The sequence below is a fragment of the Pseudochelatococcus sp. B33 genome (assembly GCF_053570585.1).
In genome coordinates, this window is sequence record NZ_JBSEFH010000007.1 from 67552 (window position 1) to 90410 (window position 22859).

Annotated in this window: 22 protein-coding genes and 1 riboswitch; of the genes, 8 read left to right on the forward strand and 14 right to left on the reverse strand. The window is 67.1% G+C overall.

The window, feature by feature from the left end; genetic code table 11:
- The first annotated feature begins 72 nt into the window (after nt 1-72).
- The 3 genes from ACUSIJ_RS09265 to ACUSIJ_RS09275 all read left to right on the forward strand — a co-directional run bounded on the left by ACUSIJ_RS09265 (nt 73) and on the right by ACUSIJ_RS09275 (nt 3710).
- Complete coding sequence (locus ACUSIJ_RS09265; RefSeq protein ID WP_449308276.1) at nt 73-1629, forward strand: TerC family protein; 1557 nt, start codon at nt 73-75, stop codon at nt 1627-1629.
- 276 nt (nt 1630-1905) lie between these two features.
- Nucleotides 1906-3237, forward strand: a complete 1332-nt coding sequence (locus ACUSIJ_RS09270; protein WP_449308101.1) for a UDP-glucose dehydrogenase family protein — start codon at nt 1906-1908, stop codon at nt 3235-3237.
- Complete coding sequence (locus tag ACUSIJ_RS09275; protein ID WP_449308102.1) at nt 3234-3710, forward strand: YbaK/EbsC family protein; 477 nt, start codon at nt 3234-3236, stop codon at nt 3708-3710. The genes ACUSIJ_RS09270 and ACUSIJ_RS09275 overlap by 4 nt, the downstream gene beginning before the upstream one ends.
- A 19-nt stretch (nt 3711-3729) precedes the next feature.
- Here ACUSIJ_RS09275 and ACUSIJ_RS09280 read toward each other — a convergent pair whose 3' ends face one another.
- On the reverse strand, nt 3730-4299 hold the full coding sequence (locus ACUSIJ_RS09280) for an HNH endonuclease (RefSeq protein WP_449308103.1): 570 nt from the start codon (nt 4297-4299) through the stop codon (nt 3730-3732).
- 473 nt (nt 4300-4772) lie between these two features.
- Here ACUSIJ_RS09280 and ACUSIJ_RS09285 point away from each other — a divergent pair, with 473 nt between their 5' ends.
- Both ACUSIJ_RS09285 and ACUSIJ_RS09290 read left to right on the forward strand, forming a co-directional pair.
- A complete protein-coding gene (locus tag ACUSIJ_RS09285) occupies nt 4773-5351 on the forward strand; it encodes a hypothetical protein (protein WP_449308104.1) in 579 nt (192 codons plus the stop codon).
- Nucleotides 5352-5561: 210 nt separating this feature from the next.
- The gene (locus ACUSIJ_RS09290) at nt 5562-6470 is read left to right on the forward strand and encodes a DMT family transporter (protein ID WP_449308105.1); all 909 of its coding nucleotides are present in this window, start codon (nt 5562-5564) and stop codon (nt 6468-6470) included.
- Between the two features lie 21 nt (nt 6471-6491).
- Here the strand turns inward: ACUSIJ_RS09290 and ACUSIJ_RS09295 are convergent, their stop codons facing one another.
- Both ACUSIJ_RS09295 and ACUSIJ_RS09300 read right to left on the reverse strand, forming a co-directional pair.
- Nucleotides 6492-6857 (reverse strand): hypothetical protein, encoded by a 366-nt coding sequence (locus tag ACUSIJ_RS09295; RefSeq protein ID WP_449308106.1) that lies wholly within the window; start codon nt 6855-6857, stop codon nt 6492-6494.
- 243 nt (nt 6858-7100) lie between these two features.
- A complete protein-coding gene (locus ACUSIJ_RS09300) occupies nt 7101-8024 on the reverse strand; it encodes a D-alanine--D-alanine ligase (protein ID WP_449308107.1) in 924 nt (307 codons plus the stop codon).
- Nucleotides 8025-8325: 301 nt separating this feature from the next.
- Here ACUSIJ_RS09300 and lysM point away from each other — a divergent pair, with 301 nt between their 5' ends.
- The 3 genes from lysM to ACUSIJ_RS09315 all read left to right on the forward strand — a co-directional run bounded on the left by lysM (nt 8326) and on the right by ACUSIJ_RS09315 (nt 9862).
- Nucleotides 8326-8772, forward strand: coding sequence for a peptidoglycan-binding protein LysM (gene lysM, locus ACUSIJ_RS09305; protein ID WP_449308108.1), 447 nt, complete (start codon nt 8326-8328; stop codon nt 8770-8772).
- 26 nt (nt 8773-8798) lie between these two features.
- Nucleotides 8799-9119 (forward strand): SelT/SelW/SelH family protein, encoded by a 321-nt coding sequence (locus tag ACUSIJ_RS09310; protein WP_449308109.1) that lies wholly within the window; start codon nt 8799-8801, stop codon nt 9117-9119.
- 185 nt (nt 9120-9304) lie between these two features.
- The gene (locus ACUSIJ_RS09315) at nt 9305-9862 is read left to right on the forward strand and encodes a DUF1269 domain-containing protein (protein WP_449308110.1); all 558 of its coding nucleotides are present in this window, start codon (nt 9305-9307) and stop codon (nt 9860-9862) included.
- Nucleotides 9863-9891: 29 nt separating this feature from the next.
- On the opposite strand, the gene mnhG is transcribed toward ACUSIJ_RS09315, so the two are convergent.
- The 11 genes from mnhG to ACUSIJ_RS09370 all read right to left on the reverse strand — a co-directional run bounded on the left by mnhG (nt 9892) and on the right by ACUSIJ_RS09370 (nt 22413).
- Nucleotides 9892-10287, reverse strand: a complete 396-nt coding sequence (mnhG, locus tag ACUSIJ_RS09320) for a monovalent cation/H(+) antiporter subunit G (RefSeq protein WP_449308111.1) — start codon at nt 10285-10287, stop codon at nt 9892-9894.
- Nucleotides 10284-10604: a K+/H+ antiporter subunit F gene (locus tag ACUSIJ_RS09325; protein WP_449308112.1), complete on the reverse strand. Its 321-nt coding sequence runs from the start codon at nt 10602-10604 to the stop codon at nt 10284-10286. Before ACUSIJ_RS09325 ends, mnhG begins: the two co-directional genes overlap by 4 nt.
- The gene (locus ACUSIJ_RS09330) at nt 10601-11089 is read right to left on the reverse strand and encodes a Na+/H+ antiporter subunit E (RefSeq protein ID WP_449308114.1); all 489 of its coding nucleotides are present in this window, start codon (nt 11087-11089) and stop codon (nt 10601-10603) included. The genes ACUSIJ_RS09325 and ACUSIJ_RS09330 overlap by 4 nt, the downstream gene beginning before the upstream one ends.
- Entirely contained in the window at nt 11086-12759 is a 1674-nt protein-coding gene (locus ACUSIJ_RS09335; protein ID WP_449308115.1) for a monovalent cation/H+ antiporter subunit D, read from the reverse strand. The genes ACUSIJ_RS09330 and ACUSIJ_RS09335 overlap by 4 nt, the downstream gene beginning before the upstream one ends.
- Nucleotides 12759-13103: a Na+/H+ antiporter subunit C gene (locus tag ACUSIJ_RS09340; RefSeq protein ID WP_449308116.1), complete on the reverse strand. Its 345-nt coding sequence runs from the start codon at nt 13101-13103 to the stop codon at nt 12759-12761. The genes ACUSIJ_RS09335 and ACUSIJ_RS09340 overlap by 1 nt, the downstream gene beginning before the upstream one ends.
- The gene (locus ACUSIJ_RS09345; RefSeq protein ID WP_449308117.1) at nt 13103-16063 is read right to left on the reverse strand and encodes a monovalent cation/H+ antiporter subunit A; all 2961 of its coding nucleotides are present in this window, start codon (nt 16061-16063) and stop codon (nt 13103-13105) included. Before ACUSIJ_RS09345 ends, ACUSIJ_RS09340 begins: the two co-directional genes overlap by 1 nt.
- A 542-nt stretch (nt 16064-16605) precedes the next feature.
- Nucleotides 16606-17622, reverse strand: coding sequence for a metal ABC transporter substrate-binding protein (locus tag ACUSIJ_RS09350; protein ID WP_449308118.1), 1017 nt, complete (start codon nt 17620-17622; stop codon nt 16606-16608).
- 154 nt (nt 17623-17776) lie between these two features.
- Complete coding sequence (locus tag ACUSIJ_RS09355) at nt 17777-18547, reverse strand: ABC transporter ATP-binding protein (RefSeq protein ID WP_449308119.1); 771 nt, start codon at nt 18545-18547, stop codon at nt 17777-17779.
- Nucleotides 18547-19560 carry a FecCD family ABC transporter permease gene (locus ACUSIJ_RS09360; RefSeq protein ID WP_449308120.1) on the reverse strand — a complete coding sequence of 338 codons (1014 nt, stop codon included), beginning with the start codon at nt 19558-19560 and terminating at the stop codon, nt 18547-18549. The genes ACUSIJ_RS09355 and ACUSIJ_RS09360 overlap by 1 nt, the downstream gene beginning before the upstream one ends.
- Nucleotides 19557-20426, reverse strand: a complete 870-nt coding sequence (locus tag ACUSIJ_RS09365; protein ID WP_449308121.1) for an ABC transporter substrate-binding protein — start codon at nt 20424-20426, stop codon at nt 19557-19559. The genes ACUSIJ_RS09360 and ACUSIJ_RS09365 overlap by 4 nt, the downstream gene beginning before the upstream one ends.
- Before the next feature lie 28 nt (nt 20427-20454).
- Nucleotides 20455-22413, reverse strand: a complete 1959-nt coding sequence (locus tag ACUSIJ_RS09370; protein ID WP_449308122.1) for a TonB-dependent receptor plug domain-containing protein — start codon at nt 22411-22413, stop codon at nt 20455-20457.
- Nucleotides 22414-22546: 133 nt separating this feature from the next.
- A riboswitch (cobalamin riboswitch) is annotated at nt 22547-22752 on the reverse strand.
- Nucleotides 22753-22859 lie beyond the last annotated feature (107 nt).

Here is a 22859-nt window from a genome sequence, read left to right on the forward strand (position 1 = left end):
GCCGGCAGCGATGCCGTTGATCCGGTCTGCTTTCTCCCAGCCCGACACAGCCGCGGACCCCGACTGATGCCCATGGAGTGGATGGCGGACCCCTCCGCGTGGGCCGGTCTTGCAACGCTGATCGTGCTTGAGGTCGTGCTCGGCATCGACAATCTGGTGTTCATCGCCATTCTGGCGGACAAACTGCCGCCCGAGCAGCGCAACCGGGCGCGCATCATCGGCCTGTCGCTGGCGCTCGTCATGCGCCTTGGCCTGCTGGCCTCGATCTCGTGGATCGTCACGCTCACCGAGCCCATCTTCAGCGTGCTCGGGGCGCAGATATCCTGGCGCGACGTGATCCTGATCGGCGGCGGTGCGTTCCTGCTGTTCAAGGGCACGAGCGAGCTGCACGAACGGCTTGAGGGCCATCATGGCGCCAAGGAATCGAATGGCGCCTATGCCGTTTTCTGGCATGTGATCGCCCAGATCGTGGTGCTCGACGCGGTGTTCTCGCTCGACTCGGTCATCACTGCCGTCGGTATGGTGAAGGATCTGGCGGTGATGATGATCGCCGTCATCGTGGCTGTGGGCGTCATGATGGTGGCGAGCAAGCCGCTGATGTCCTTCGTCAGCCGCCATCCGACCGTGGTCATCCTGTGCCTCGGCTTCCTGCTGATGATCGGTTTCAGCCTGATCGTCGAGGGGCTCGGCTATCACATCCCCAAGGGCTATCTCTACGCCGCCATCGGCTTCTCCATTCTGGTGGAGGCCGCGAACCAGCTCGGCCGCCGCAACGTCCAGAGGCGGGTCACGAGCATCGATCTGCGCGACCGCACCGCCCGGGCCGTGCTGCGCATCCTGCGCGGCGGCAAGGACGCGCCGGAGGCGTCGGAGGAGGTGGCCGCCATCATCTCGACCGGCGGCGGCGAGACGGCGTTCACGCCCGCCGAGAGCCGCATGATCGAGCGCGTGCTGATGCTCGGCGAGCGCAACGTCCGGTCCATCATGGTGCCGCGCGTCGACACCATCTGGCTCGACGTCAACGACGATCCGGAGGTGGTGCTGCAGGAGATCCGCGACAGCGGCCGTTCGCGTTTTCCCGTGTGCCGGGGCGATGTCGACAACGTCGTCGGCGTCGTGCACGCCAAGGATCTGCTGGAGCAGCAGCGGCGCACCGGATCGATCGATCTGGAAGCGGCGGTGCGCGCGCCGCTCTATGTCAACGACACCATGCCGGTGCTGCGCCTCCTGGAGAACTTCAAGACCTCGAACGTGCATCTCGCCATCGTCGTCGACGAACACGGCACGTTCGAGGGCGTGGTGACGCCGACCGACGTCCTCGTCGCCATTGCCGGCGACCTGCCGGAACTCGCGGGCGAGGAGAAGCCGGAGGCGATGCGCCGCGAGGACGGCGCGTGGGTGCTCGACGGGCGCATGGCCATCGACGAGGTCGCGCGCACCCTCGAGCTCGAGGACATGGACGAGGAAGGCGATTTCACCACGCTCGCCGGCTTCATGCTGGCGCATCTGGGGCGCCTGCCCGAGGAGGGCGAGGCCTTCACCTGGCGCGGCTGGCGTTTCGAGGTCGCGGATATGGACGGCCGGCGCATCGGCAGCGTCATCGCGGGCGCGAACGGCGCGGCCTCTTAGAGCGGTCATCATTTCATGGAAACGACGACATGGTCTGAACGTGTTCTAGCGCAGTGTGCGGAAAAGTGGAGGCCACTTTTCGTCGACAAAGCTGCGCAAATTCAAGAATCTGGAGCGCAGGTTCTGATTCTGTCGGAACCTGCGCTCTAGACCAGAATTAACTCTGAATCGCCATTTTGCTCTATCTCTCTGTTTGTGCATCAAATTTATCCCAAAAATGGGTTCCATTTCGGGTTTGATGCAATAGGGCGGCGGACGGAAAATCGGAGGCGGCGCATGCGTGTAACAATGATCGGTGCGGGTTATGTCGGGCTGGTGTCCGGGGCGTGTTTCGCCGATTTCGGCCATGTCGTGACCTGCATCGACAAGGATCCGGCCAAGATCGCCGCGTTAAAGGCGGGCGAGATCCCGATCTTCGAGCCGGGGCTCGCCGAGCTCGTCGCCACCAACGCCCGCGCCGGGCGGCTATTCTTCGACGATGACGTGACGGAAGCCGTCCGTTCCGCCAACGCCGTGTTCATCGCCGTCGGCACGCCCTCGCGCCGCGGCGACGGGCATGCGGATCTCTCCTACGTGCATCAGGCGGCACGGGAGATCGCGGCGGTCATCAACGGCTATACGGTCGTCGTCACCAAGTCGACGGTGCCGGTGGGCACGGGCGACGCCGTGGAGGCGATCATCCGCGAGGTGCGCCCCGATGCCGATTTCGCCGTGGTGTCGAACCCCGAGTTCCTGCGCGAGGGCGCGGCCATCGCCGATTTCAAGCGCCCGGACCGCATCGTCGTCGGCACCGAGGACGAGCGCGCCGCGGACGTGATGCGGGCGCTCTACAGGCCGCTCTATCTCAACCAGTCGCCGCTCGTCGTCACCAACCGCCGCACGGCGGAGCTGATCAAGTATGCGGCCAACGCCTTTCTCGCCACCAAGATCACCTTCATCAACGAGATCGCCGACCTGTGCGAGAAGGTGGGTGCGAACGTGCAGGAGGTGGCGCGCGGCATCGGGCTCGACAACCGCATCGGCGCGAAGTTCCTGCACGCCGGCCCCGGCTTCGGCGGCTCGTGCTTTCCCAAGGACACGCTGGCGCTGGTGAAGATCGCCCAGGACGCGGATTCGCCCGTGCGCATCGTCGAGACGGTCGCTGCCGTCAACGAGGTGCGCAAGCGCGCCATGGGCCGCAAGGTGATCGCCGCCTGCGGCGGCAGCGTCGCCGGCAAGACCATCGCCGTGCTGGGGCTGACCTTCAAGCCCAACACCGACGACATGCGCGAGGCGCCCTCCATCGCCGTCATCCGCGCGCTGCAGGACGCGGGCGCAACCATCCGCGCCTACGATCCCGAGGGCATGGAGCAGGCGCGCACGGTGCTGGACGACGTGATCTACGCCAACGACGCCTATGCCGCCATCGAGGGCGCCGATGCGCTCGTCATCGTCACCGAATGGGACGCCTTCCGCGCGCTCGACCTCGAGCGGGTGAAGGCCCTGCTCAACCAGCCGATCATGGTCGACCTGCGCAACATCTACCCACCGCAGGACCTGCTGAGCCGCGGCTTCACCTACGTCAGCGTCGGCCGGCCGCAGGACCTTTACGAGGGAGAGATCGCATGAGCCTCGAATCCGTGCGCGCCTTCCTGGGGGAGCGCGCGCCCGATGTCGAGATCATCGAGCTTGCGGTGAGCACGGCCACCGTCGCGCTCGCGGCCGAGGCCCACGGGGTGGAGCCGGGGCGCATCGCCAAGACGCTGTCGCTGCGCTTCGGCGACGCGGTCGTGCTCGTGGTCGCGCGCGGCGACGCGCGGCTCGACAACCGCAAGCTGAAGGCGTATTTCGGCGCCAAGGCCAAGATGCTGGGACCCGAGGAGGTCGCGGCGATCACCGGCCATCCGGTGGGGGGCGTGTGCCCCTTCGGCCTGGCGACGCCGCTGCCGGTTTATTGCGACGTCTCGCTCAAGGCGTTCGACGAGGTGGTGCCGGCAGCGGGCTCCATCCACTCGGCGGTGCGCATCAACACGCTGCGCATGGCGGAAATCGTCGAGGCGACGTGGATTGACGTGTGCCAGGAAGCCGTCCCGGCCGAATGAGGAGCGCGAGGCACGGGCGTCAGGGCTCCAGTTCCACGTCCCAGTAGAGATAGTCGAGCCAGCTTTCGTGCAGGTAGTTGGGGGGGAACAGTCTGCCGTTCTGGTGCAGATCGTGGACGGAAGGCGCGTAGGGCATCTGCGTTGGCCACATATCGATCTCGCGCGGCATGCGGTTGCCCTTGCGCAGATTGCATGGCGAGCAGGCGGTGACCACGTTTTCCCAGGTTGTCTGCCCGCCTTTCGAGCGCGGGATCAGGTGGTCGAAGGTCAGATCCTCGCGGGAGCCGCAGTACTGGCAGGAGAAGCGGTCGCGCAGGAAGACGTTGAAGCGGGTGAAGGCGGGGTGGCGGGAGGGTTGGACGTAGGTTTTGAGGGAAACGACGGAGGGAAGGCGCATCTCGAAAGTGGGACTTCGCACCGCCGTGTCGTACTCTGAGACGATGTTCACCCTGTCGAGAAACACCGCCTTGATCGCATCCTGCCAGCTCCATAACGAGAGCGGGTAATAGCTCAGCGGCCTGAAATCGGCGTTGAGCACAAGAGCCGGACAGCCATCCGGCGTCGCTGGAAGTGGGACGTGAACCGTCACCTTGCCGTCTCCGTATCCCCCGACTAAGGGGTTTCCAAAAACAGACTATTCTGCTTCGCGACGGATATTCTACAGCGCCTGTGACGTTGTTGTGAAGGATATTTATCCTTGTTGTGGAAGCTTCATGTGGATGGCGGCAAGCGGTTTTCGGCATTGAGAAATCAGTCACTTTCCGCCGGACCCGTGTCACGGATTTTTGACTCCCCCGGCGGGGGGAGCGCCGAATCACGCGCCGCCCCCTTTGCTGCACGGAGATGACAGCGGCCGGTCGATGTAGGCTGCATCCGGCAAATCGCGCCAATACGCATGTTCGGACACAATTTCGCCGGGAAGCGAACGGGGGGTGCCCCAATCCTCTGCTTGCGGCTGAAGGCTTATGATGCTTAAATTCCGGCAGATATATTACGGTTCTATTGTGCTGCTGGCCGCGATGGTTGCGCTGATGGCTATTTTTAGTGGGAAAGATAACCTTCATGAGTATTGCGCTCGGATATTGCTCCGCCCCGCCCGGCGTTGATGCGACTGTGCCTTCTTCTTCCAGCACCGCAAGCCAGACCGATTCCGGCACGGATCCGCAGTCGGGGCGGACGGTGAGCGTGCATAGGGAGCCGGAGCGCGGTTCGCTGCCGGCGCTCAGGCGGCAGCGGCAGGAAAGGAGCGGAACGAGGCCCGCCGGCGCGCCGATGGAAACCAGTCTGTTCAGGGCGCTGATGGAAGTGCGCGTGGCGCCTCCGGACGTTCAGCAACAGCTTTCCGTGGAAGATCTGGGTTCTCTCGTCGCGAAATACGACTTGTCCCGTGATGAGGCGAACATCGTCGCCTCCGTCCTGCACGGGAGAAACGAGAAAATTCGGCGAAGGACCAGGAGGGACGAGGAAGTCGTTCGTCTGCGGAAGATCGTGGCGGAATGCCTCGCGCACGAATCCGGGCCATCGGCGGCGCCGGGCGCGGGCATGGCTGCGCCCGCCAGTGCTTTCATCAGCGGCGGCAGGGGTGCGGCCGAGGTCGCGTGGGCGTGGTTTCGGCACTATATCCGCCTGCCACAGACCTGACGACTGTCTCATGTTTATGCCATAAAGCCGGCGTAGGGGAGCGGGGGTATCTGGAGCGTGGCCGGACCCGGCGCGATCGTTCGATTTCTGCGGGTTCTGCCTTGCCGGAACGTGCTCGAATCGCGGATCCGATGGGACAGCCTCCGGTCACGGACGGTTTTGGTGATCCGTTCCTTTTGGTGATCCGTTCTTGCGGTCTGGAGTTGGCGATTGAGCATTTCGTCGGAGGTTTTCGCGCCGGCCCGGCGGCCGTGGTTCTCCGGGCCGGAGATCGTGCTCGTCCTCGTGACGGTGGTCTGGGGCACGACGTTTCTCGTCGTTCAGCACGCGCTGACCGTGACGGGGCCGTTCTTTCTCGTCGGCTTGCGTTTTGCCACCGCCGCGCTGCTGCTGGGGCTCGGATCGGCGCGGTCGATGGCGGGCGTGACGTGGCTCGATCTGCGGGCAGGCGGGGCCATCGGCGTGGCGCTGATGCTGGGCTATTCGCTGCAGACGGTCGGTCTGCAGACCATTCCCAGCAGCCAGTCGGCATTCATCACGGCGCTCTATGTGCCCTTCGTGCCGCTGCTGCAACTCCTCGTGCTGCGCATCATGCCGCGTCCGATGGCGTGGGTCGGCATCGCGCTCTCCTTCGTCGGCCTCATGCTGCTCGCCGGCCCCGAGGGGACATCGATCCGCTTCGAGGCGGGCGAATTGTGGACGCTGGCCTCGGCCGTGGCGATCGCCGGGGAGATCATCCTCATCAGCGCCTTCGCCGGCCGCGCCCATGCGCGCCGGGTGACGGTGGTACAGCTCGCCGTCGCCTCGGCTCTCAGCTTCGCCGCCATGATCCCGGCGGGAGAGAGCGTGCCGCCGTTCTCGTGGCTGCTCGTCGCGACCGCCTGCGGGCTCGGGTTCGCCAGCGCCCTGATCCAGTTCGCCATGAACTGGGCGCAGCGCACCGTCTCGCCGACGCGCGCCACGCTGATCTACGCGGGTGAACCGGTCTGGGCAGGCATCTTCGGCCGCATCGCCGGCGAGCGTCTCGGCCCGCTCGCCATCCTCGGCGGGGCGCTGATCGTCGCCGGCGTGCTCGTCAGCGAACTGCGCCGGAAGGACGGACAGGCGCAGCACCCGTGACGGGCTCGGTGCGGAGGGCGCTTACTTCTGCCTCACCTGCTTGTCGTACACTGCGAGAACGAGCGCCTTTTCCTGGGATGTCAGCCTGAAGTCGCCGGTACCCTCCAGCATCTTCACGACGAAATTGCGCTCTGCCGCCTCACTGCCCGGCATTTCCCGGACGGCGTCCAGAAGGGCGCCCACCAATACGCGATTCGGTCCCTGCCTGAGCCGTGTTTCCAGAAGCGTCAGAAGAGAGCCGTTCTCCGGCGGCCTTTGCTGGCTGACGGCGCGTCCTTGCCCATCGGCGCCCGAAACGCCTTCTTGCCTGCCGTTCAGGCCTGCGGGTGCGGCCGAATCGTATCCGAGCGGGGGCCTGAGCAGATCAGACGGAACGCTGCCGAACATCGTATTCCTCACCATGGCTGACGAATGGGCGGGCGCTGTCAAGCTGACAGCAGAACATAAATACAAAATATCACGCCAATCCAACCACAATAGACGGAATATTGCAATAACTCATCCTGGAATGATTGCCCGATGGATATAGTAATGTTCAGGTATATATGGTGTACCAATTTGCGGACAATATCCCGGATATGAAGCATGTCCGGGATATTGGCAAAAGTAGTTTTCAACTATACCAGTCCATCATCCGTATCGCGCCGTGCTCACCAGCCTGTCGACAAGGTCCGCGAAGCTGATGCCGATATGGGCCGCCTGTTCCGGCGCCAGGCTGAGCGGCGTCATGCCGGGCTGGGTGTTGGTTTCGAGGATGTACAGCCCGCCGTCCGCGCCCGCCTCGGGGCGGTCGTCGTAGCGGAAATCCGACCGGCTCAGGCTGCGGCAGCCCAGCACCTCGTGGGCGATCTCGGCCCAGCGCAGCGCCTGTTCGGTGATCTCGGCGGGAACCGGCGCCGGCACGAGATGCTGCGTGCGCCCTTCCGTGTACTTGTTGGTGTAGTCGTAGAAGCCTTCGGCGGTGCGCAGCTCTGTCACGGCGAGCGCCTTGCCGTCGAGAACGGCCACCGTCAGCTCGCGTCCCGCGATGAAGCGCTCGATCAGCACGTGGTCGCCGTAGGCCCAGTCCTCGTCAGAGGCGATCAGGTTGTCGCCCGCGGCCACGATGCGCACGCCCTTGGACGAGCCTTCGGCCACCGGCTTGATGACGTAGGGCGGCGGCAGCGGATGGCCGTTGCGAAAATCGTCGCGCGTGCACAGCCTGCCCGTCGCGCAGCGCAGGCCGGCGCGGGCGAAGATGTCGCGCGCCAGCGCCTTGTTCATGGCGACCGCCGACGCGAGCAGGCCCGAATGGGTGTAGGGCACGCGCAGCAGATCGAGCAGGCCCTGCACCGAGCCGTCCTCGCCGAGCTTGCCGTGGAGCGCGTTGAACACCACGTCCCGCGCCGGATCGAGCGTGGCGACGAGTTCCTTCACGCCATCGGCCGGATCGACGAGAATCACGTCGTGGCCCTTGCTCTTGAGCGCCTCGGCACAGGCCCGGCCGCTGACCAGCGACACCTCCCGCTCGGCCGAGAAGCCGCCATAAAGAACCACCACCCGCGTCGCCGCCATCGTCCCTCTCCCTGTCAATGCCGACCCCCAACGCACCATTTATAGGCCGGCAAAGATGAACGTTCTCCCAAAAACCGGCGAATCCATGAACGCCACGGGCATATCGGCCGCGCCATGGTCGCCCTGAACAGCTTCATAGACGACAAGAATTTGACGAAAGCATCCGGAAAATAAATTTCGTCAGATATAAGAATGTACTGATTTGCTCGATTGAGATTGAACGATCTCTTGTTATTCTGTCTCGCGGCTGCGCGCATGGCAGGATGGCCGCATCCGGTATTCGAACGACGGAGTGATGACCATGGGTTTGCTGAGCTTCATCAAGGGCGCGGGCGAGAAGCTGTTCGGCGCCAGCGAGGCGCAGGCGGCAACCGCCGACGATCTCAAGAAGGAAGTGGAGAAGCACGGCCTCAACACCGAGGGCCTCGACATCCAGGTCGACGGTGACAAGGTCACGGTGAAGGGCAACGCGACCACCACCGAAGAGGCGGAGAAGATCGCGCTCGCGGTCGGCAACACGATCGGCGTCGCGTCGGTGGAGACCGATATCGCGGTGGAGAACCCCACGGAAGACGCGAAGTTCTATACCGTGGAAAAGGGCGACACGCTGTGGAAGATCGCCGAGGAGCAGTACGGCGCGGGCAAGGGCGCGAAGTACACGGTGATCTTCGAGGCCAACAAGCCGCTGCTGAGCCATCCCGACAAGATCTATCCGGGCCAGGTGCTGCGCATTCCGCCGCTTGCGTAAGCGCGGGGAGCATGGTGAGATCCGGCATGAGCCCGTCAGCCGCCGCACCCGCCGCGAAGCCCGCCCCGCGCATCGTCATCACCTATTGCACGCAGTGCCAGTGGCTGCTGCGTGCGGCGTGGATGGCGCAGGAGCTGCTGTCGACCTTCGCGACGGATCTGGCCGAGGTATCCCTTGTGCCCGGCACGGGCGGCATCTTCCGCATCGACTACGACGGCGAGGCGATCTGGGAGCGCAAGCGCGACGGCGGCTTTCCGGACGCGAAGACGCTCAAGCAGCGCGTGCGCGACAGGCTCGACCCCGCCCGCAGTCTCGGCCACATCGACGCTCACGGGCGCCCGGACTGACACCTTCATCACAGCGTCACGCCCGCGCGTGGTCCGTCCGGATCCGCGCCGAAGCAAACCGCCGCAGCGCGTCGTCAGGCCGGGTCCGGCCTGATCATGCCAGAGGCACGCAATCGCACAGTCCGTGCCGGCCCCGATCGGTCGGACGGGCCGTCGTATCATCGCCCAAGCCATGGAGTCAGAAGATGAGTGATCTTGTGTTTATCGCCTTTCCGACCGAGGAGAAGGCCGAAGAGGTTCGCAAGCGTTTGCTGGAGTTGCAGCAGGAATATCTGATCGAGCTCGGCGATGCCGTGATCGCGGTCAAGGAGCCCGACGGCAAGATCCGCCTCAACCAGCTCCTCAACCTCACCGCCACCGGTGCGCTGTCGGGGGCGCTGTGGGGCGCGCTGATCGGCTTCATCTTCCTCAACCCGCTGCTCGGTTCGGCGGTGGGCGCCGGCGCCGGCGCGCTGAGCGGCAAGCTCACCGATGTCGGCATCAACGACAACTTCATGAAGGAAGCGGCCGAGGCGCTCCAGCCGGGAACGGCGGGCCTGTTCCTGCTCATCCGCAAGTACACCGCCGACAAGATCCTGAAGGAGTTCGAGGGCGTCGGCGGCACGATCGTCCAGACCTCGTTCGACGAGACCAAGGAGGAAGCGCTGCGCCAGGCGCTCGCCGGACATGCGGCGATCGAGGCGCGGCCGGCGGCGGATGAGACCGGCACCACGCAGCCCGCCCCCGGCGGCATGGTGAGCTGAGGAGACGCAATCGCGCGTCGTCCTGCGTGTCAGTCCGGGCTGGCATCCTGCCCGGACAAGTCCTTGTATCTGCCGGCCCCCGGCACTTCGTGGTTGTTTTCCACGCGGTCGCGATAGAGCGCCGCGCGCACCAGGAGCATCAGGCCGACCGGGGTGGTGATCGTCAGGAAGACCGCGATCAGGATCTCGTGCACCGACGGCCGGCCGCGCAGCACGGAAAAGCAGAGCATCGACGCGGCCAGGATGAAGCCCGTGCCGAGCGTCGCGCCCAGCGTGGGGGCGTGCACCCGCTCGTAGAAGGACTTGAGCCGGATGAGGCCGATCGACCCCGTCAGCGTCAGGGCCGAGCCCAGGAAGACGAAGAGCGCGGTCAGATAGGCCGCCCAGGCCGGCAGGTCCTTGAGGGCGAGGTTGATGTCGATCACTCGATCACCTCGCCGCGCATGAGGAATTTCGACAGCGCCGCGGTGCCGACGAAGCCCAGCAGGCCGATGATCAGCGCCACCTCGAAATAGATCGTGCTGGCGATGCGGATGCCGTAGGTCAGCAGCAGCAGCATGGCGTTGACGTAGAACGTGTCGAGCCCGAGCACCCGGTCCTGGGCACGCGGGCCGAAGATGAGGCGGTAGGCGGCGCAGGCCATCGCCAGCCCGAGAAAGAGCTGGGCGATGAACAGCGACCAGTCGAGCACCAGAAACGGCAGATCGAACGCGCCGGCAGGGGGGAGTGCAGGGAAATTCATTCAAAAATCTCCATCAGCCGCCGCTCGTAGCGATTCTTGATGGTGTCGATCCAGAACTGCTCCTCCTGAAGGTCGAGGACATGGATCAGCAGGACGCCCGACGAGGAGGAAAAGTTCGTCCATATGGTGCCCGGCGTCGACGTGAGGACGATGGCGAGCACGGCGAGCCCGTAGGGGTTGCGCATGTCGAGGCGCACCGCCATGAAGCCCGGCGCGCCGCGCCGGCTCTTCGGCCGCAGGATGATCTTCCCCACCGCGATGTTGGAATTCACGATGTCGATGAAGACGATGCACGCGAGCTTGATGATGGTCCACGGCCGACGGATGCGGGTGCTCTCCTGCCCGAGCGCGGTCATCATCCAGCCGCCGCCGAGCGCCAGCACGGCGGCGAAAGTCAGCGTCGCCGGCGCGACGGACTGGTTCAGCAGCAGCCACATCACGACGATCGACAGCGACAGCAGCGGATAGGGCAGCACCCGTCTCATGGCGGCGTTCCTCCCGGCGGTGTTCCTCCCGGCGGCGTGCCTCCCGGCGCGCTCCCGCCGGCGCCGGGGGAGAGCACGCTGTCGATATAGGCGGAGGGCGCGTGCAGCGACATGGCGGTATCCTCCATGAAATCGAACACCGGCCCGGCGCGCACCGTGAGAGCCACGCACAGCAGCAGCAGGAAGGCCACCGCCGCGATCTCGACCCCGCGCACGCCTGGCACGACGGTTTCCAGCGGCGACCAGAACGTCTGGATGCCGATACGCGTCATCGCCAGCATGGCCGAGAGGCCGGAGAGGATCAACAGCGCAATGAGCACCCAGGTGACGATGTATTGCGGGCCGCCGGTGCCGATGCCGGCCGGGTCCATGATCGCCGACATCAGCGCAAACTTGGCCAGGAAGCCCGACAGCGGCGGCAGGCCCGCGAGCAGCAGCCCGCAGGCGATGAAGCTGCCGCCCAGGAACGCCAGAATGGCGGGGATGCGCTCGCCGACCTCGACCTCCTCGGTCACGTCGTCCTCGTCCGTGTAGCCGAAGGCCTCCATGGTCACGGCGAGCACGTCCGCGCCGGGATCGCGGCCGCGCTCCACGAGCTCGATCAGCAGGAAGAAGCCGGCGATGGCGAGCGTCGAGTTGACGAGGTAGAACAGCGCGCCGCTGGTCGCCGCCGCGTTGCCGACGCCGATCGCCGCGAGCAGGGTGCCCGAGGACACCAGCACGCTGTAGCCGGCAAGCCGCGACATGGTCTGCGTGGCGAGTACGCCGATGAGGCCAAAGGCGATCGTCGCCATGCCGCCGTAGAGCAGCACCTGCGTGCCGAAATAGGCGGAATCGCCCGCGCCCGCGCCGAACAGCAGCAGCGACAGCCGCAGGATGACGTAGACGCCCACCTTGGTCATCACCGAAAAGACGGCAGCGGCCGGCGCGCTCGCCGCCGCATAGGCGGTCGGCAGCCAGAAGCTGAGCGGCCACATGCCCGCCTTCACCAGAAAGGCGATGCCCAGGATCGCCGCCCCGGCCTCGAGGAACATCCGGTCATGCTGGCCGAGATCGGGGATGCGCGTGGCGAGATCCGCCATGTTGAGCGTGCCCGACACGCCGTAGATCAGGCTGACCCCGATCAGGAACAGCGACGATGCGGCCAGGTTGACGACGATGTACTGCAGCCCGGCCCGGACGCGCACGACGCCCATGCCATAGAGCACCAGCCCGTAGGAGGCGGCGAGCAGCACCTCGAAGAACACGAACAGGTTGAACAGGTCGCCGGTGAGGAACGCCCCGTTGAGCCCCATCAGCAGGAACAGGAACAACGTATGGAAATGCGGGCCCGCCCGGTGCCAGCGCGCCAGCGAGAACACCAGCGCCGCAAGCCCGAGGATGCTCGTCAGCAGCACCATCATGGCCGACAGCCGGTCGAGCACCAGCACGATGCCGAACGGCGCCGGCCAGTCGCCGAGCGCGTAGGAGGCCGTTTGCGCCAGCGCCGTCATGCCGTCCGCGCGGCGCAGCAGCAGCACCGAAATGACGAGCAGCGCCGCGCTCACCGCCACCGCCAGCGCCGCCTTGACCGGCCGCCGGCGGTCGTCGATGAGCAGCAGCAGCGCGCCGGTCACCAGCGGCAGCACGATGGGCGCGATGATGAGGTGGTCGGCGGGCGATGCTGCCATCAGAGGTCGCTCTCCCGCCCGTCGACGTGATCGGTGCCGGTGAGGCCGCGCGAGGCGAGCAGCACCACGAGAAAAAGGGCCGTCATGGCGAAGCCGATGACGATCGCCGTCAGCACCAGCGCCTGGGGCAGCGGGTCGGTCAGCGTGGCGAGGTCGCCCGACGCGCCGGATTCGAGAATGGGCGGCGCGTTGGCGCGCAGCCGGCCCATGCCGAAGATGAACAGGTTCGTGGCATAGGACAGCAGCGACAGGCCGATGATGACCTGGAACGTGCGCGGACGCAGCAGCAGCCACAGACCCGAGCCCGTCAGCACGCCGATGGCGACTGCGACGATGATTTCCATCACTGGCCTCCCGTGGTGGTGGTCGCCGCGCCCGATCCCTTCCGCGAGGACGCGTATCGTGTGGGCTTGGGCGTGCGGATCGACTGGTGGGCAATGGCGACCAGCATCAGGACGGTCGCGCCCACGACCAGCGAATAGACGCCCAGATCGAACAGCAGCGCGCTCGCCATCGGTATCTTGCCGAGCACCGGCAGCTCGACGTACTGGAAATGCGACGTCAGGAACGGATGGCCGAACAGCCACGAGCCGAGCCCGGTGAAAGCCGCCGTCAGCAGCCCGATGCCGATCCAGCGCACCGGCAGGATGCGCAGCCGGTCCTCGACCCAGCGCGTGCCGCTCGCCATGTATTGCAGGATGAACGATATCGACATCGCCACGCCCGCCGCGAAGCCGCCGCCCGGCAGGTCGTGGCCGCGCATGAAGAGATACACCGCGAAGACGCCGACGACGGGGAAGAACCACAGCATGATGAGCCGCGGAACCTCCAGATACTCCGCCACCGTCTGGCCGATGTTGCGGTCCGGGTGGGCGTCGTCGTAGGCGATCTGCAGCCGTTGCTGCTCGGGCAGCGCCATGCTCTCCGGCGCCGGGCGGAAGCGGCGCAGCAGCGCGAACACCGTCAGCGCCACGATGGCGAGCACGGTGATCTCGCCCAGCGTGTCGAAGCCGCGGAAGTCGACCAGGATCACGTTGACGACGTTGGTGCCGCCGCCCTCGGTATAGGCGCGCTCCAGGAAGAAGCTGGCGATGGTGTCCGGCAGCGGCCGCGTCATGACGGCGTAGGACAGCATGGCGATGCCGAGGCCGGCCCCGACCGCCATCACGAGATCCCACCCCCGGCGCACCCGCACGTTGAACGGCACGGCCGCCGCCGTGTCCACCTCCTCGAAGCGCTTGGGCATCCAGCGCAGCCCGAGCAGCAGCAGCACCGTGGTGACGATCTCGACCAGCAGCTGCGTCAGCGCCAGATCGGGCGCCGACAGCCACACGAACGTGATGCAGGTGGACAGCCCCGCCCCGCCCATCAAGACCAGCGCCGCGAGGCGGTGATACTTGGCCTGATAGGCGGCGCTCACGGCGCACGTGATGCCCACGAGCCACATCAGCGCGAAAGCGGGGTCGAAGCCGTACCAGTCGATCCGCTCCAGCGACAGCCGCCGCGGGCCGAAGCCCTCGACGTAGAGGGGAAACACCGCCGCCACCAGCGCCAGGGCGACGAGGAGCCGCAATTGCGGCTGCAGCCGCCGGGTGCCGAGCAGCACTTCGAGCTGCCGCGCCCACTTCCACGACACCGTCACCATGATGCGCTCGAAGATGCGCTGTCCCTTGAGCCGGCGCAGCAGCGGCGGGCCTTCCTCGCCCAGCGCCAGATAGCCGCGTAGCAGCAGATAGACCAGCACCCCGCCCAGCATCGCCACGATGCTCATCAGCAGCGGATAGTTCAGGCCGTGCCAGACCGCGAGACTGTAATAGGGCATCTCGTCGCCGAGGATGGAGGAGACGGCGATGTGGAGGAACGGGCCGATGGTGAGCGCCGGGATGACGCCGACCAGAAGGCACAGCAGCACCAGGAACTCCACCGGAAAACGCATCCAGTGCGGCGGTTCGTGCGGCGTGCGCGGCAGGCCCACGGGCGCCGGCCCGAAGAACACGCCCAGGATGAAGCGCAGCGAATAGGCAACCGAGAACATGCTCGCCACCGTGGCGAGGAACGGCAGCGCCCCGTCGAACAGGGAATCGACGTGCTCGACGATGGTCTCGGCGAAGAACATCTCCTTCGACAGGAAGCCGTTGAGCAGCGGCACGCCGGCCATGGCCGCGCTCGCCACCATGGCGAGCGTCGCGGTGATCGGCATGTAGCGGATGAGGCCGCTCAGACGGCGGATGTCGCGGCTACCGGTCTCGTGGTCGATGATGCCGGCCGCCATGAACAGCGAGCACTTGAACGTGGCGTGATTGAGCAGGTGGAACACCGCCGCCACGACGCCGAGCGGGCTGCCGAGCCCGAGCAGAAGCGTGATGAGGCCGAGATGGCTGATGGTCGAATAGGCCAGAAGGCCCTTCAGGTCCTGCTGGAAGATGGCGATGTAGGCGCCGAGCAGGAGGGTCGAGACGCCCGCCCCGCCGACGATCCAGAACCACGGCTCCGTGCCCCCCATGGCCGGCCAGAGTCGCGCGAGCAGGAACACGCCGACCTTCACCATGGTGGCCGAATGCAGATAGGCGGAGACCGGCGTCGGCGCGGCCATGGCGTGCGGCAGCCAGAAATGGAACGGGAACTGCGCGCTCTTCGTCAGCGCGCCGATCAGGATCAGCACCAGCGCGGGGCGGTAGAGAGGATGCGCGCGGATGACGTCGCCGGCGCCCAGCACCTGGTCGAGGTCGTAGCTGCCGACGATGTGACCGAGAACGAGAACGCCCGCCAGCAGGCAGAGCCCGCCGATGCCGGTGACGGTGAGCGCCATGCGCGCGCCCTCGCGCGCGCCAGGGTTGTGGCTCCAGTAGCCGATGAGAAGAAACGAGAACAGGCTGGTCAGTTCCCAGAAGAACACCATCTGCACGAGGTTGCCGGACAGCACGACGCCCAGCATGGACCCCATGAACGCAAGAAAGAATGAAAAGAATCGCGGAACGGGATCTTCCGGCGACATGTAATAACGGGCATAGACGACCACCAGGAAGCCGATGAGCGCCACGAGGCCCGCCATGATCCAGGCGAAACCGTCAAGACGGACGATGAAATTCAGGCCGATACTGGGAAGCCACTCGATGGTGGCGTTCACCACGATTCCCTGATCCATGACCGAGTAGAACGTGGTGACGATGAGCGTGCAGGTAAGCGCCACGGCGCCGGTGATGATGCCGGCCGTATCCCGCGCGTCCCGCGGCAGCGACGCGACGACACCGCTTCCCAGGAAGGGAAGGGCGATCAACAAAAAAAGTCGCGCGTCGTCCCACATCGGTTCTTGGCGGCATCGTATGGAGTTTTGGGGAGGTCAGAGTGTCTATCCGAGGCGGAAAGTCACCCTTCACGGTTCGTTTCGGATAACAGACGCGGGGGCTGGCGCGCAAGCGGGATATCGCACAACCTGCGTGTTGAATTGATATTCGTGATGTCGCCTCCTCGAGCCGTAAGCGGCTTCCCCCTGGATCGTTCACTGGATCGTTCACCTGGGGGACCGTGCTCCCCCGGTGCTCTCCCAGGTTGTCTCCCACACGATTGTTTCGAACATTTAACGGATATATTGATAACCTGTTTCCGCGGGCGACATTTTTGGCGATAGCGACAAAAATATCATGGATCGGAGCGGCTCCTCGCGAACACGCCATCGCCATCGATCCTTCCGATCGCGCGGCCTTTCCCGAATGCGGTATCCGCTTTCCGGGATGAGGTCATAGCTGCCGATCCCGGAACAAATATGGCCGAAATGCAAAAGGGGCCGTGAAACGGCCCCTTCGCATGCATGTCGCCGGCAATCCCGGGCGGCGCGTCCGTCCGCGCTCAGGGAGCGGGCGCCAGGGCGCGGGCGATCTCGCCCGCGTTCCATTCGATCATCCCGATATAGGTCGATGCCGGCTGCCCCGGCTTCGCCAGCGCGTCCGAATAGAGCTTGCCGCCGGTCTTCGCGCCGGTCTCGCTCGCGATCTGCTCGATCAGCTTGGAGCTGGAGATGTTCTCGACGAAGACCGCTGTGATGTCTTCCCGGCGAATCTGGTCGATGATGCGCGCCACGTCGGTTGCCGAGGCCTCGGCCTCGGTGCTGACGCCCTCCGGTGCGATGAACGTCAGGCCGTAGGCATCGCCGAAGTAGCCGAAGGCGTCGTGCGAGGTCACGACCTTGCGCCGGCTCTCGGGAATGGCGGCGAATTGCGCCTTTAGCTTCGCGTCGAGCGCCTCGAGCCGGGCGATATAGTCGGCGGCGCGGTCGCGGTACTGCGACGCATGGTCGGGGTCGAGCTTCTCCAGCGCCGCGGCGACGTTTCGCGCATAGATCACGGCGTTGGCCACGTTCTGCCAGGCATGCGGATCCTCGGAGCCGTGATGATGCCCCGCGTGAGCGTGCGCGTGATCCGCGTGGCCGTGCCCGGCCTCCGCGTGATCATGGCTATGGCTATGGCCATGATCGTGACCTTGATCATGGGCATGATCGTCATCGTCATCCGCCGCGCGCGGCTTCACGCCCTCGGACACGATCACCCGCGGCCCCTTGAAGCCAGAAGCCTCCACGAGGCGGGTCAGCCAGCCCTCGAACGCGAGGCCGTTCTCGAACAGGATCGCGGCCTCGCCGAGTTTCCGCACGTCGGCGGGCGTGGGCTCGTAGACGTGGGCGTCGCCGTCCGGGCCGACGAGCGTCGTGACGTGGACACGCTCGCCGCCGACCTCGCGGACGATATCGCCGATGATGGAGAAAGTCGCCACCGCCTCGACCGGCGCGTCTTGCGCATGCGCGCTCGCCGAAACACCCGCCGCCAGCCAGAAACTCGCAGCCGCAACCAGCAGGGACCGTCTGTCGACCATGGACAAGCTCCTCGAATCATGCGCCGCCCCTATCGGTGCGGGCGGTCCGTTGAAAACGATACGTTATAACGTACTGTATATAGCCGGCGCGCGCGGCGCGCAAGATGGCTTTGGCCGAACAAGGCAGCTTTCGGCAAACTTTGGCTTTCGCCGCTCAGGTCGGTTTCCACGGGATGATGTAGTCGATGTTTTCAAAGGCGCCCCGGTGTACGGAGACGCCGTAGGCGGCGGCGATGTTGGCGTCGGAGAGCGCCTCGCGCCATGGGCCGTCGGCGACGATCGCGCCCTCGCGCAGCAGCAGCAGGCGGTCGCAGAAGCGGCAGGCGAGCGACAGGTCGTGCAGCACCGCGACGACGAGCCGGCCTGCCCGTGCCATCCCGCGCAGCAGCGCCATGGTGAGGAGCTGATGGCGCGGATCGAGCGCGGCGACGGGCTCGTCGGCCAGCAGAACCGGCGCCTCGACGGCGAGCGCCCGGGCAAGCAGTGCGCGCATGCGCTCGCCGCCCGACAGGGTGTCGATGGCGCGCCGGCGCAGGTCGGCGATGCCGGTCGCCTGCATCGCCCGGTCGACCGCCGCTGCATCGGGCGCCTCGCCGCCGCTGGAGCGGCCGCGATGCGGCAGGCGCCCGAGCCGCACCACGGCCTCGACCGACAGCCCCCAGTGCGCCGGGCCGTTCTGCGGCAGGTAGGCGAGGGTGCGGGCGAGCGTCCGGCGATCGATCGCCCCGATGGGCGTGCCGTCGATCAGCAGCGATCCGGAATCGGCGGCGACGAGGCCGGCGAGCGCCTTGAGCAGCGTGGACTTTCCCGCGCCGTTGGGGCCGATGAGCCCGACGAGCTCGCCGCCGTCGAGGGAGAAGCTCAGGCCGTCGAGGATGCGCGTGCGCTGCGCCGCGACCGAAAGCCCGGAAGCGTCGATGCGCATCAGTCGCGCTCCCGCGTTCGGCGGATCAGCACCAGCAGGAAGGGCGCGCCGACGATGGCGGTCACCACGCCGAGGTTGAGCTCGGGTTCCATCGGCAGCAGCCGCAGGCCGATGTCGGCGGCAAGGGTCAGCACGGCGCCGGCGAGCCCGGCGAGCGGCAGCACGCGGCCGGGCTCGCGCTGCGCGAGCCGGCGCACCAGATGCGGCGCGACGAGTCCGACGAAGCCCACCATGCCCACCACCGCCACCGCGCTGCCGACGGCCATCGCCGTGCCGGCGATGAGGCGCACGCGCACGAGCGCCAGGTCGAAGCCGAGGCTCTGGGCCACGTCCTCGCCGAGGCTGAGCGCGTCGAGCGCCGGGGCCGAGGCGATGAGCAGCAGCCAGCCGGCCAGCATCGGCACGATCACAAGACCGACGTCGGCGAGGCTGTGGTCGGCGAGCGAGCCCATCATCCAGAACACGATCTCCAGCGCCGCGTAGGGGTTGGGCGACAGGTTGAGCGCCAGCGCTGTCAGCGCCCCCGCAAGGCTGTTGACCGCGACGCCCGCCAGCACCAGCGTCAGCACGCCCGCGCCGCGTCCCGCCATGACGTGGAGAACGATGCTCGCCACGAGCGCGCCAGCCATTCCCCCGAGCGGCAGCGCGAGCGAAACGGCGCCGGCGAGCCCGCTGTAGAAGACGATCACTGCGCCGAGCGCTGCGGCACCCGACACGCCCATCACGCCCGGCTCCGCCAGCGGATTGCGCAGCAGGCCCTGCATGGCCGCCCCGGCGATGCCGAGCGAGAAGCCCGTCAGCAGGCCGAGAAGGGCGCGCGGCAGCCGCAGCTCCACGAGGATCAGCGCGGCGATCGTGTTGTCGCCGGCGACAAGGTCGCGCAAGGCCGCAGCGACATCGAGCGTGGTGTCGCCGAGGGCCGTGGACAGCACCGTGAGCGCGCCGGCCGCAAGGGCGAGTGCCGCCACGAGCGCGGGCGCGGCGGGGAAGGGGAGGGCGCGGGCGCCGGTCATGCGCCGCCGCTCCGCAGCGCGCGGCGCAGGTGGGCGACGGCCTCCACGAGGTCCGGGCCGCCGCACACCCACAGCCGCGAGGGCATCGTCACCGCGCGCGTGCCGCTTGCGGCCAGCGCTTCGAGCGCCGGATGGCGCAGCAGGCGGTTGGCGCGGGCGGGCGCGGTGTTCTCCTCGCCGTCGACGATGAGCACGTCGGGCCGCAGGGCGAGCATGGCTTCGAGCGACAGCCGCCCGTGGCCGGCGATGCCGGCCCGCGCGGCGGCGTTCGTCAGGCCGGCGGCGCGGATGACCGTATCCGCCAGAGTGTCCGTCCCCGCAACGATGTTGTTGGCCTGAAGGGCAAGGGCCGAGAGCGGCGGCAGCGGCATGACGCGCGCCAGGTTGTCGAGCCGCCGGTCCATTGCCGCGATGGCGGCCTTGCCCCGGTTCGGCCGGCCGACGGCGTCCGCGACCGCGCTCATCTCATTGCGGATGGCCGGGAAATCGTGCGCCACGTCGAGCTGGCGCAGGGGCGCGCCGAGCCGGCGCAGCAGCGAGACCGTTGCCGGCGACGTGAAGGTGCTGGCGAGCACGAGATCGGGCGCGAGCGCCAGCACGTCCTCCGCCCGGCCGCGGGTCGCGGGAAAGCGCGCCGCCTCGCGCGCCCGGTGGAAGTTGCGCGGATCGTGCGACAACGCGGTGAGCGCCGCGATCTGTCGCGGGTCGGCCAGCGCCAGCAGCAGCGCATCGGCGCACAGGTTGATGGACACGATGCGCTGCGGCGGCGGCGTGCGCGCCGGCGCCGGGGCGGCGCAGGCGAGCATGAGGACACAGAGCGCGGCAGTCCGCCACCCCGTCGCCGCCCCCGGTCGCTGCGCTGTCATACCATGCCCGTTCATGTCCCCGCGGGCATCACTGCGGCGAAAACCGCAGGCCCGCATACACCCCGAGCCCCGGTTTGCGAAAACCCGTGGGATTCTCATAGCGTCGGTCGAACAGGTTGTCGACGCGGGCGAAGATCACCGTCTGCTCGTCCGCCTGATAATCGGCCGCCAGATTGACCATGGCATAGCCCGAGGTGCGCAGGCGCGGGATCGAGAAGTCGCGGTTGCCGTCGACGAAGGCGCCGATATAGAGGGCGGTCGCGGACAGCCGCAGCCTGTCGGTCGCCTGCCACAGCGCGGTGAAGCTCGCCTTGTGGCGCGGGCGGCGCAGCAGCTCCTGCCGGGCGATGTCGTCGCGCGCCAGGGTGAAGGTGTAGTCGGCGCGCAGATCGACCGTCTCGGTGAGCGCCACCGCCGCGAAGGCCTCGACGCCGCGCGTCGTCGCCTTGCCGACATTGGTATAGGAGGTGAAGTCGGCGTCGGTGTTGATGAGGTCCTCGATATCGTTGTGGAACCAGGTCGCGCCCACCACCACCCGCTCATCGGCGAAGGGCTGCTCGAAGCCGATGTCGTAGCCGGTACTCTTTTCGGGCTTGAGATCGGGGTTGCCGTAGAAGTTGAAGGCCGGGCGCGAGTCCAAAAAGCGCTGGCTGAGCGTCGGGGCCTTGAAGGCCGTGCCGACGCTCGCCTTGAGGCGGGTTTCCGTGCCGGGCACGGTGAAGGTCGGCGCGATGCGCCACGTGGTGTGGCCGCCGAAGTCGTCGTTGTCGTCGTGGCGGATGTTGGCGGCGAAGGAAAGCCGCTCGGCGACCTTGCCCTGCCATTCGACGAAGCCGGCGTTGTTGCCGCTCGACGCCGTGGTGCTGGTGTCGTCGAACCGCTCGCGCTCGTGCTGGAAGCCGAACACCAGCGTGTGCTCCGGGGTGACGGCAACATTCGTGCGCCAGTCGTAGATGGTGCGCTCGCCGAGGAATTCGGACACGAAGCCCGGCCCGAATTCGCTGGCGGGGCCGGTATTGCGGCGGTCCTCGTTCGAATAGCCGACGCCGAAGGTGTTGGTGATGCGCCCGTCCCACAGCGTCCACACGCCCTCGACGCGGGTGACGAAGCGCTGGTTGCGGGTCTCGCTGCGCGCAGCGTCGGGCACGCTCGGCCAGCCGCCGTCGGCGGTGAATTTCAGCCGCGAGTCCGAATAACGGCCGGTGAGGTTCAGGCGGAAGGTGTCGGTCACCGCGAAGCCGAGCCGGGTGGCGAAGGCCCAGTTGTCGTAGAAATCGTCATTGATGCGCTGGCCGGGCGGCACGAGTTCGGAGGGCGTGACGCGCACCGCCTCGGTGCGCAGGTGCGCGGCGGAGAAGAAGTAGTCGAAGCGCTCATCGCCACCCGACACCTGCGCGCTCTGGTTGAAGGTGCCGAACGATCCGCCCTCGACCTGAAGCTCGGCCTTCGGCGGCCCCTTGCCGGCTTTCGTCGTGATGCTGATGACGCCGCCGAGCGCATCCGCGCCGTAGAGGCCGCTCTGCGGGCCGCGCAGCACCTCGATGCGGGCGATGTCGGCTGTCGGCACGTGGGCGAAGTCGAACGCGCCGTTCGGCGTCGCGGGGTCGTTGACCGGCACGCCGTCGATCAGCACCTTGACGTGGTTGGCGTTGGTGCCGCGCAGGAACACCGAGGTCTGCCCGCCCGGTCCGCCGGTCTGCACGACGTTGGTGCCCGGCACCGTGGCGAGCGCGTCCGGCAGGGTGCGCCGCTGCTGGCGGGCGATGTCGGCGGCGGTGATCACGGTCACCGACGACCCCACCTGCCGCACGGGCGTCGGCAGGCTGGTGGCGGTGACGGTGATCTCGTCGAGCACGAGGCCGGGCTCGGCTTGCTGCGCGTTGGCGGCGGCGGACAGCAGGACGGCCGGAACGGCGGCCAGGCGGCCAAGCCGAAAGGCGCGGCGCGCGCGCCGGCGCGCCGGCATGGAGCGGAAGGGGGTAGGCACAGCGGGCAGCCTCTCGGAAACGCCGGCAGGAGCACCGCCGGCGGGTGTGGGCACGTCACCGCGAAAGGGTCTGGCTCGCCCCGCGGACGCGGGAGCGTCAGTCCCCACCGGCAGCCCCCGACCGATGACTCCGCTGTGACCACGGCTGACGGCAGGTCTCCTGGCTCGCGGCTCGACGCTTCTGCCGCCTTCCCGGAGCGCGCTCCAGTGGCATGAGGACGGAAAGCTCGCCGCTTACAGTTGCGGGGACAGCCGCAGCATTGGGCGCGAACCTCGGGGCGCGCGCCTGTACTGCGTTCCCTATTAATCCTTCAAGGAACCGTCATCCGATCGATAGCCCCTGGAATGGGTGCTGTCAAAGCGTCCTGGCGCCCTGGCGAACATTGTCGGGGGTATGTGTCCGATTGGCAGCGGCCATGCAAGCGGCGACTGACGCAAATATAGGC

Excerpts from the sequence above, each read along its gene's own strand:
- ACUSIJ_RS09265 (WP_449308276.1), top strand. The coding sequence starts at position 73 with ATGGAGTGGATGGCGGACCCCTCCGCGTGGGCCGGTCTTGCAACGCTG.
- ACUSIJ_RS09270 (WP_449308101.1), top strand. The coding sequence starts at position 1,906 with ATGCGTGTAACAATGATCGGTGCGGGTTATGTCGGGCTGGTGTCCGGG.
- ACUSIJ_RS09275 (WP_449308102.1), top strand. The coding sequence starts at position 3,234 with ATGAGCCTCGAATCCGTGCGCGCCTTCCTGGGGGAGCGCGCGCCCGAT.
- ACUSIJ_RS09285 (WP_449308104.1), top strand. The coding sequence starts at position 4,773 with ATGAGTATTGCGCTCGGATATTGCTCCGCCCCGCCCGGCGTTGATGCG.
- ACUSIJ_RS09295 (WP_449308106.1), bottom strand. The coding sequence starts at position 6,857 with ATGTTCGGCAGCGTTCCGTCTGATCTGCTCAGGCCCCCGCTCGGATAC.
- ACUSIJ_RS09300 (WP_449308107.1), bottom strand. The coding sequence starts at position 8,024 with ATGGCGGCGACGCGGGTGGTGGTTCTTTATGGCGGCTTCTCGGCCGAG.
- lysM (WP_449308108.1), top strand. The coding sequence starts at position 8,326 with ATGGGTTTGCTGAGCTTCATCAAGGGCGCGGGCGAGAAGCTGTTCGGC.
- ACUSIJ_RS09310 (WP_449308109.1), top strand. The coding sequence starts at position 8,799 with ATGAGCCCGTCAGCCGCCGCACCCGCCGCGAAGCCCGCCCCGCGCATC.
- ACUSIJ_RS09315 (WP_449308110.1), top strand. The coding sequence starts at position 9,305 with ATGAGTGATCTTGTGTTTATCGCCTTTCCGACCGAGGAGAAGGCCGAA.
- ACUSIJ_RS09325 (WP_449308112.1), bottom strand. The coding sequence starts at position 10,604 with ATGAATTTCCCTGCACTCCCCCCTGCCGGCGCGTTCGATCTGCCGTTT.
- ACUSIJ_RS09330 (WP_449308114.1), bottom strand. The coding sequence starts at position 11,089 with ATGAGACGGGTGCTGCCCTATCCGCTGCTGTCGCTGTCGATCGTCGTG.
- ACUSIJ_RS09335 (WP_449308115.1), bottom strand. The coding sequence starts at position 12,759 with ATGGCAGCATCGCCCGCCGACCACCTCATCATCGCGCCCATCGTGCTG.
- ACUSIJ_RS09340 (WP_449308116.1), bottom strand. The coding sequence starts at position 13,103 with ATGGAAATCATCGTCGCAGTCGCCATCGGCGTGCTGACGGGCTCGGGT.
- ACUSIJ_RS09345 (WP_449308117.1), bottom strand. The coding sequence starts at position 16,063 with ATGTGGGACGACGCGCGACTTTTTTTGTTGATCGCCCTTCCCTTCCTG.
- ACUSIJ_RS09350 (WP_449308118.1), bottom strand. The coding sequence starts at position 17,622 with ATGGTCGACAGACGGTCCCTGCTGGTTGCGGCTGCGAGTTTCTGGCTG.
- ACUSIJ_RS09355 (WP_449308119.1), bottom strand. The coding sequence starts at position 18,547 with ATGCGCATCGACGCTTCCGGGCTTTCGGTCGCGGCGCAGCGCACGCGC.
- ACUSIJ_RS09360 (WP_449308120.1), bottom strand. The coding sequence starts at position 19,560 with ATGACCGGCGCCCGCGCCCTCCCCTTCCCCGCCGCGCCCGCGCTCGTG.
- ACUSIJ_RS09365 (WP_449308121.1), bottom strand. The coding sequence starts at position 20,426 with ATGACAGCGCAGCGACCGGGGGCGGCGACGGGGTGGCGGACTGCCGCG.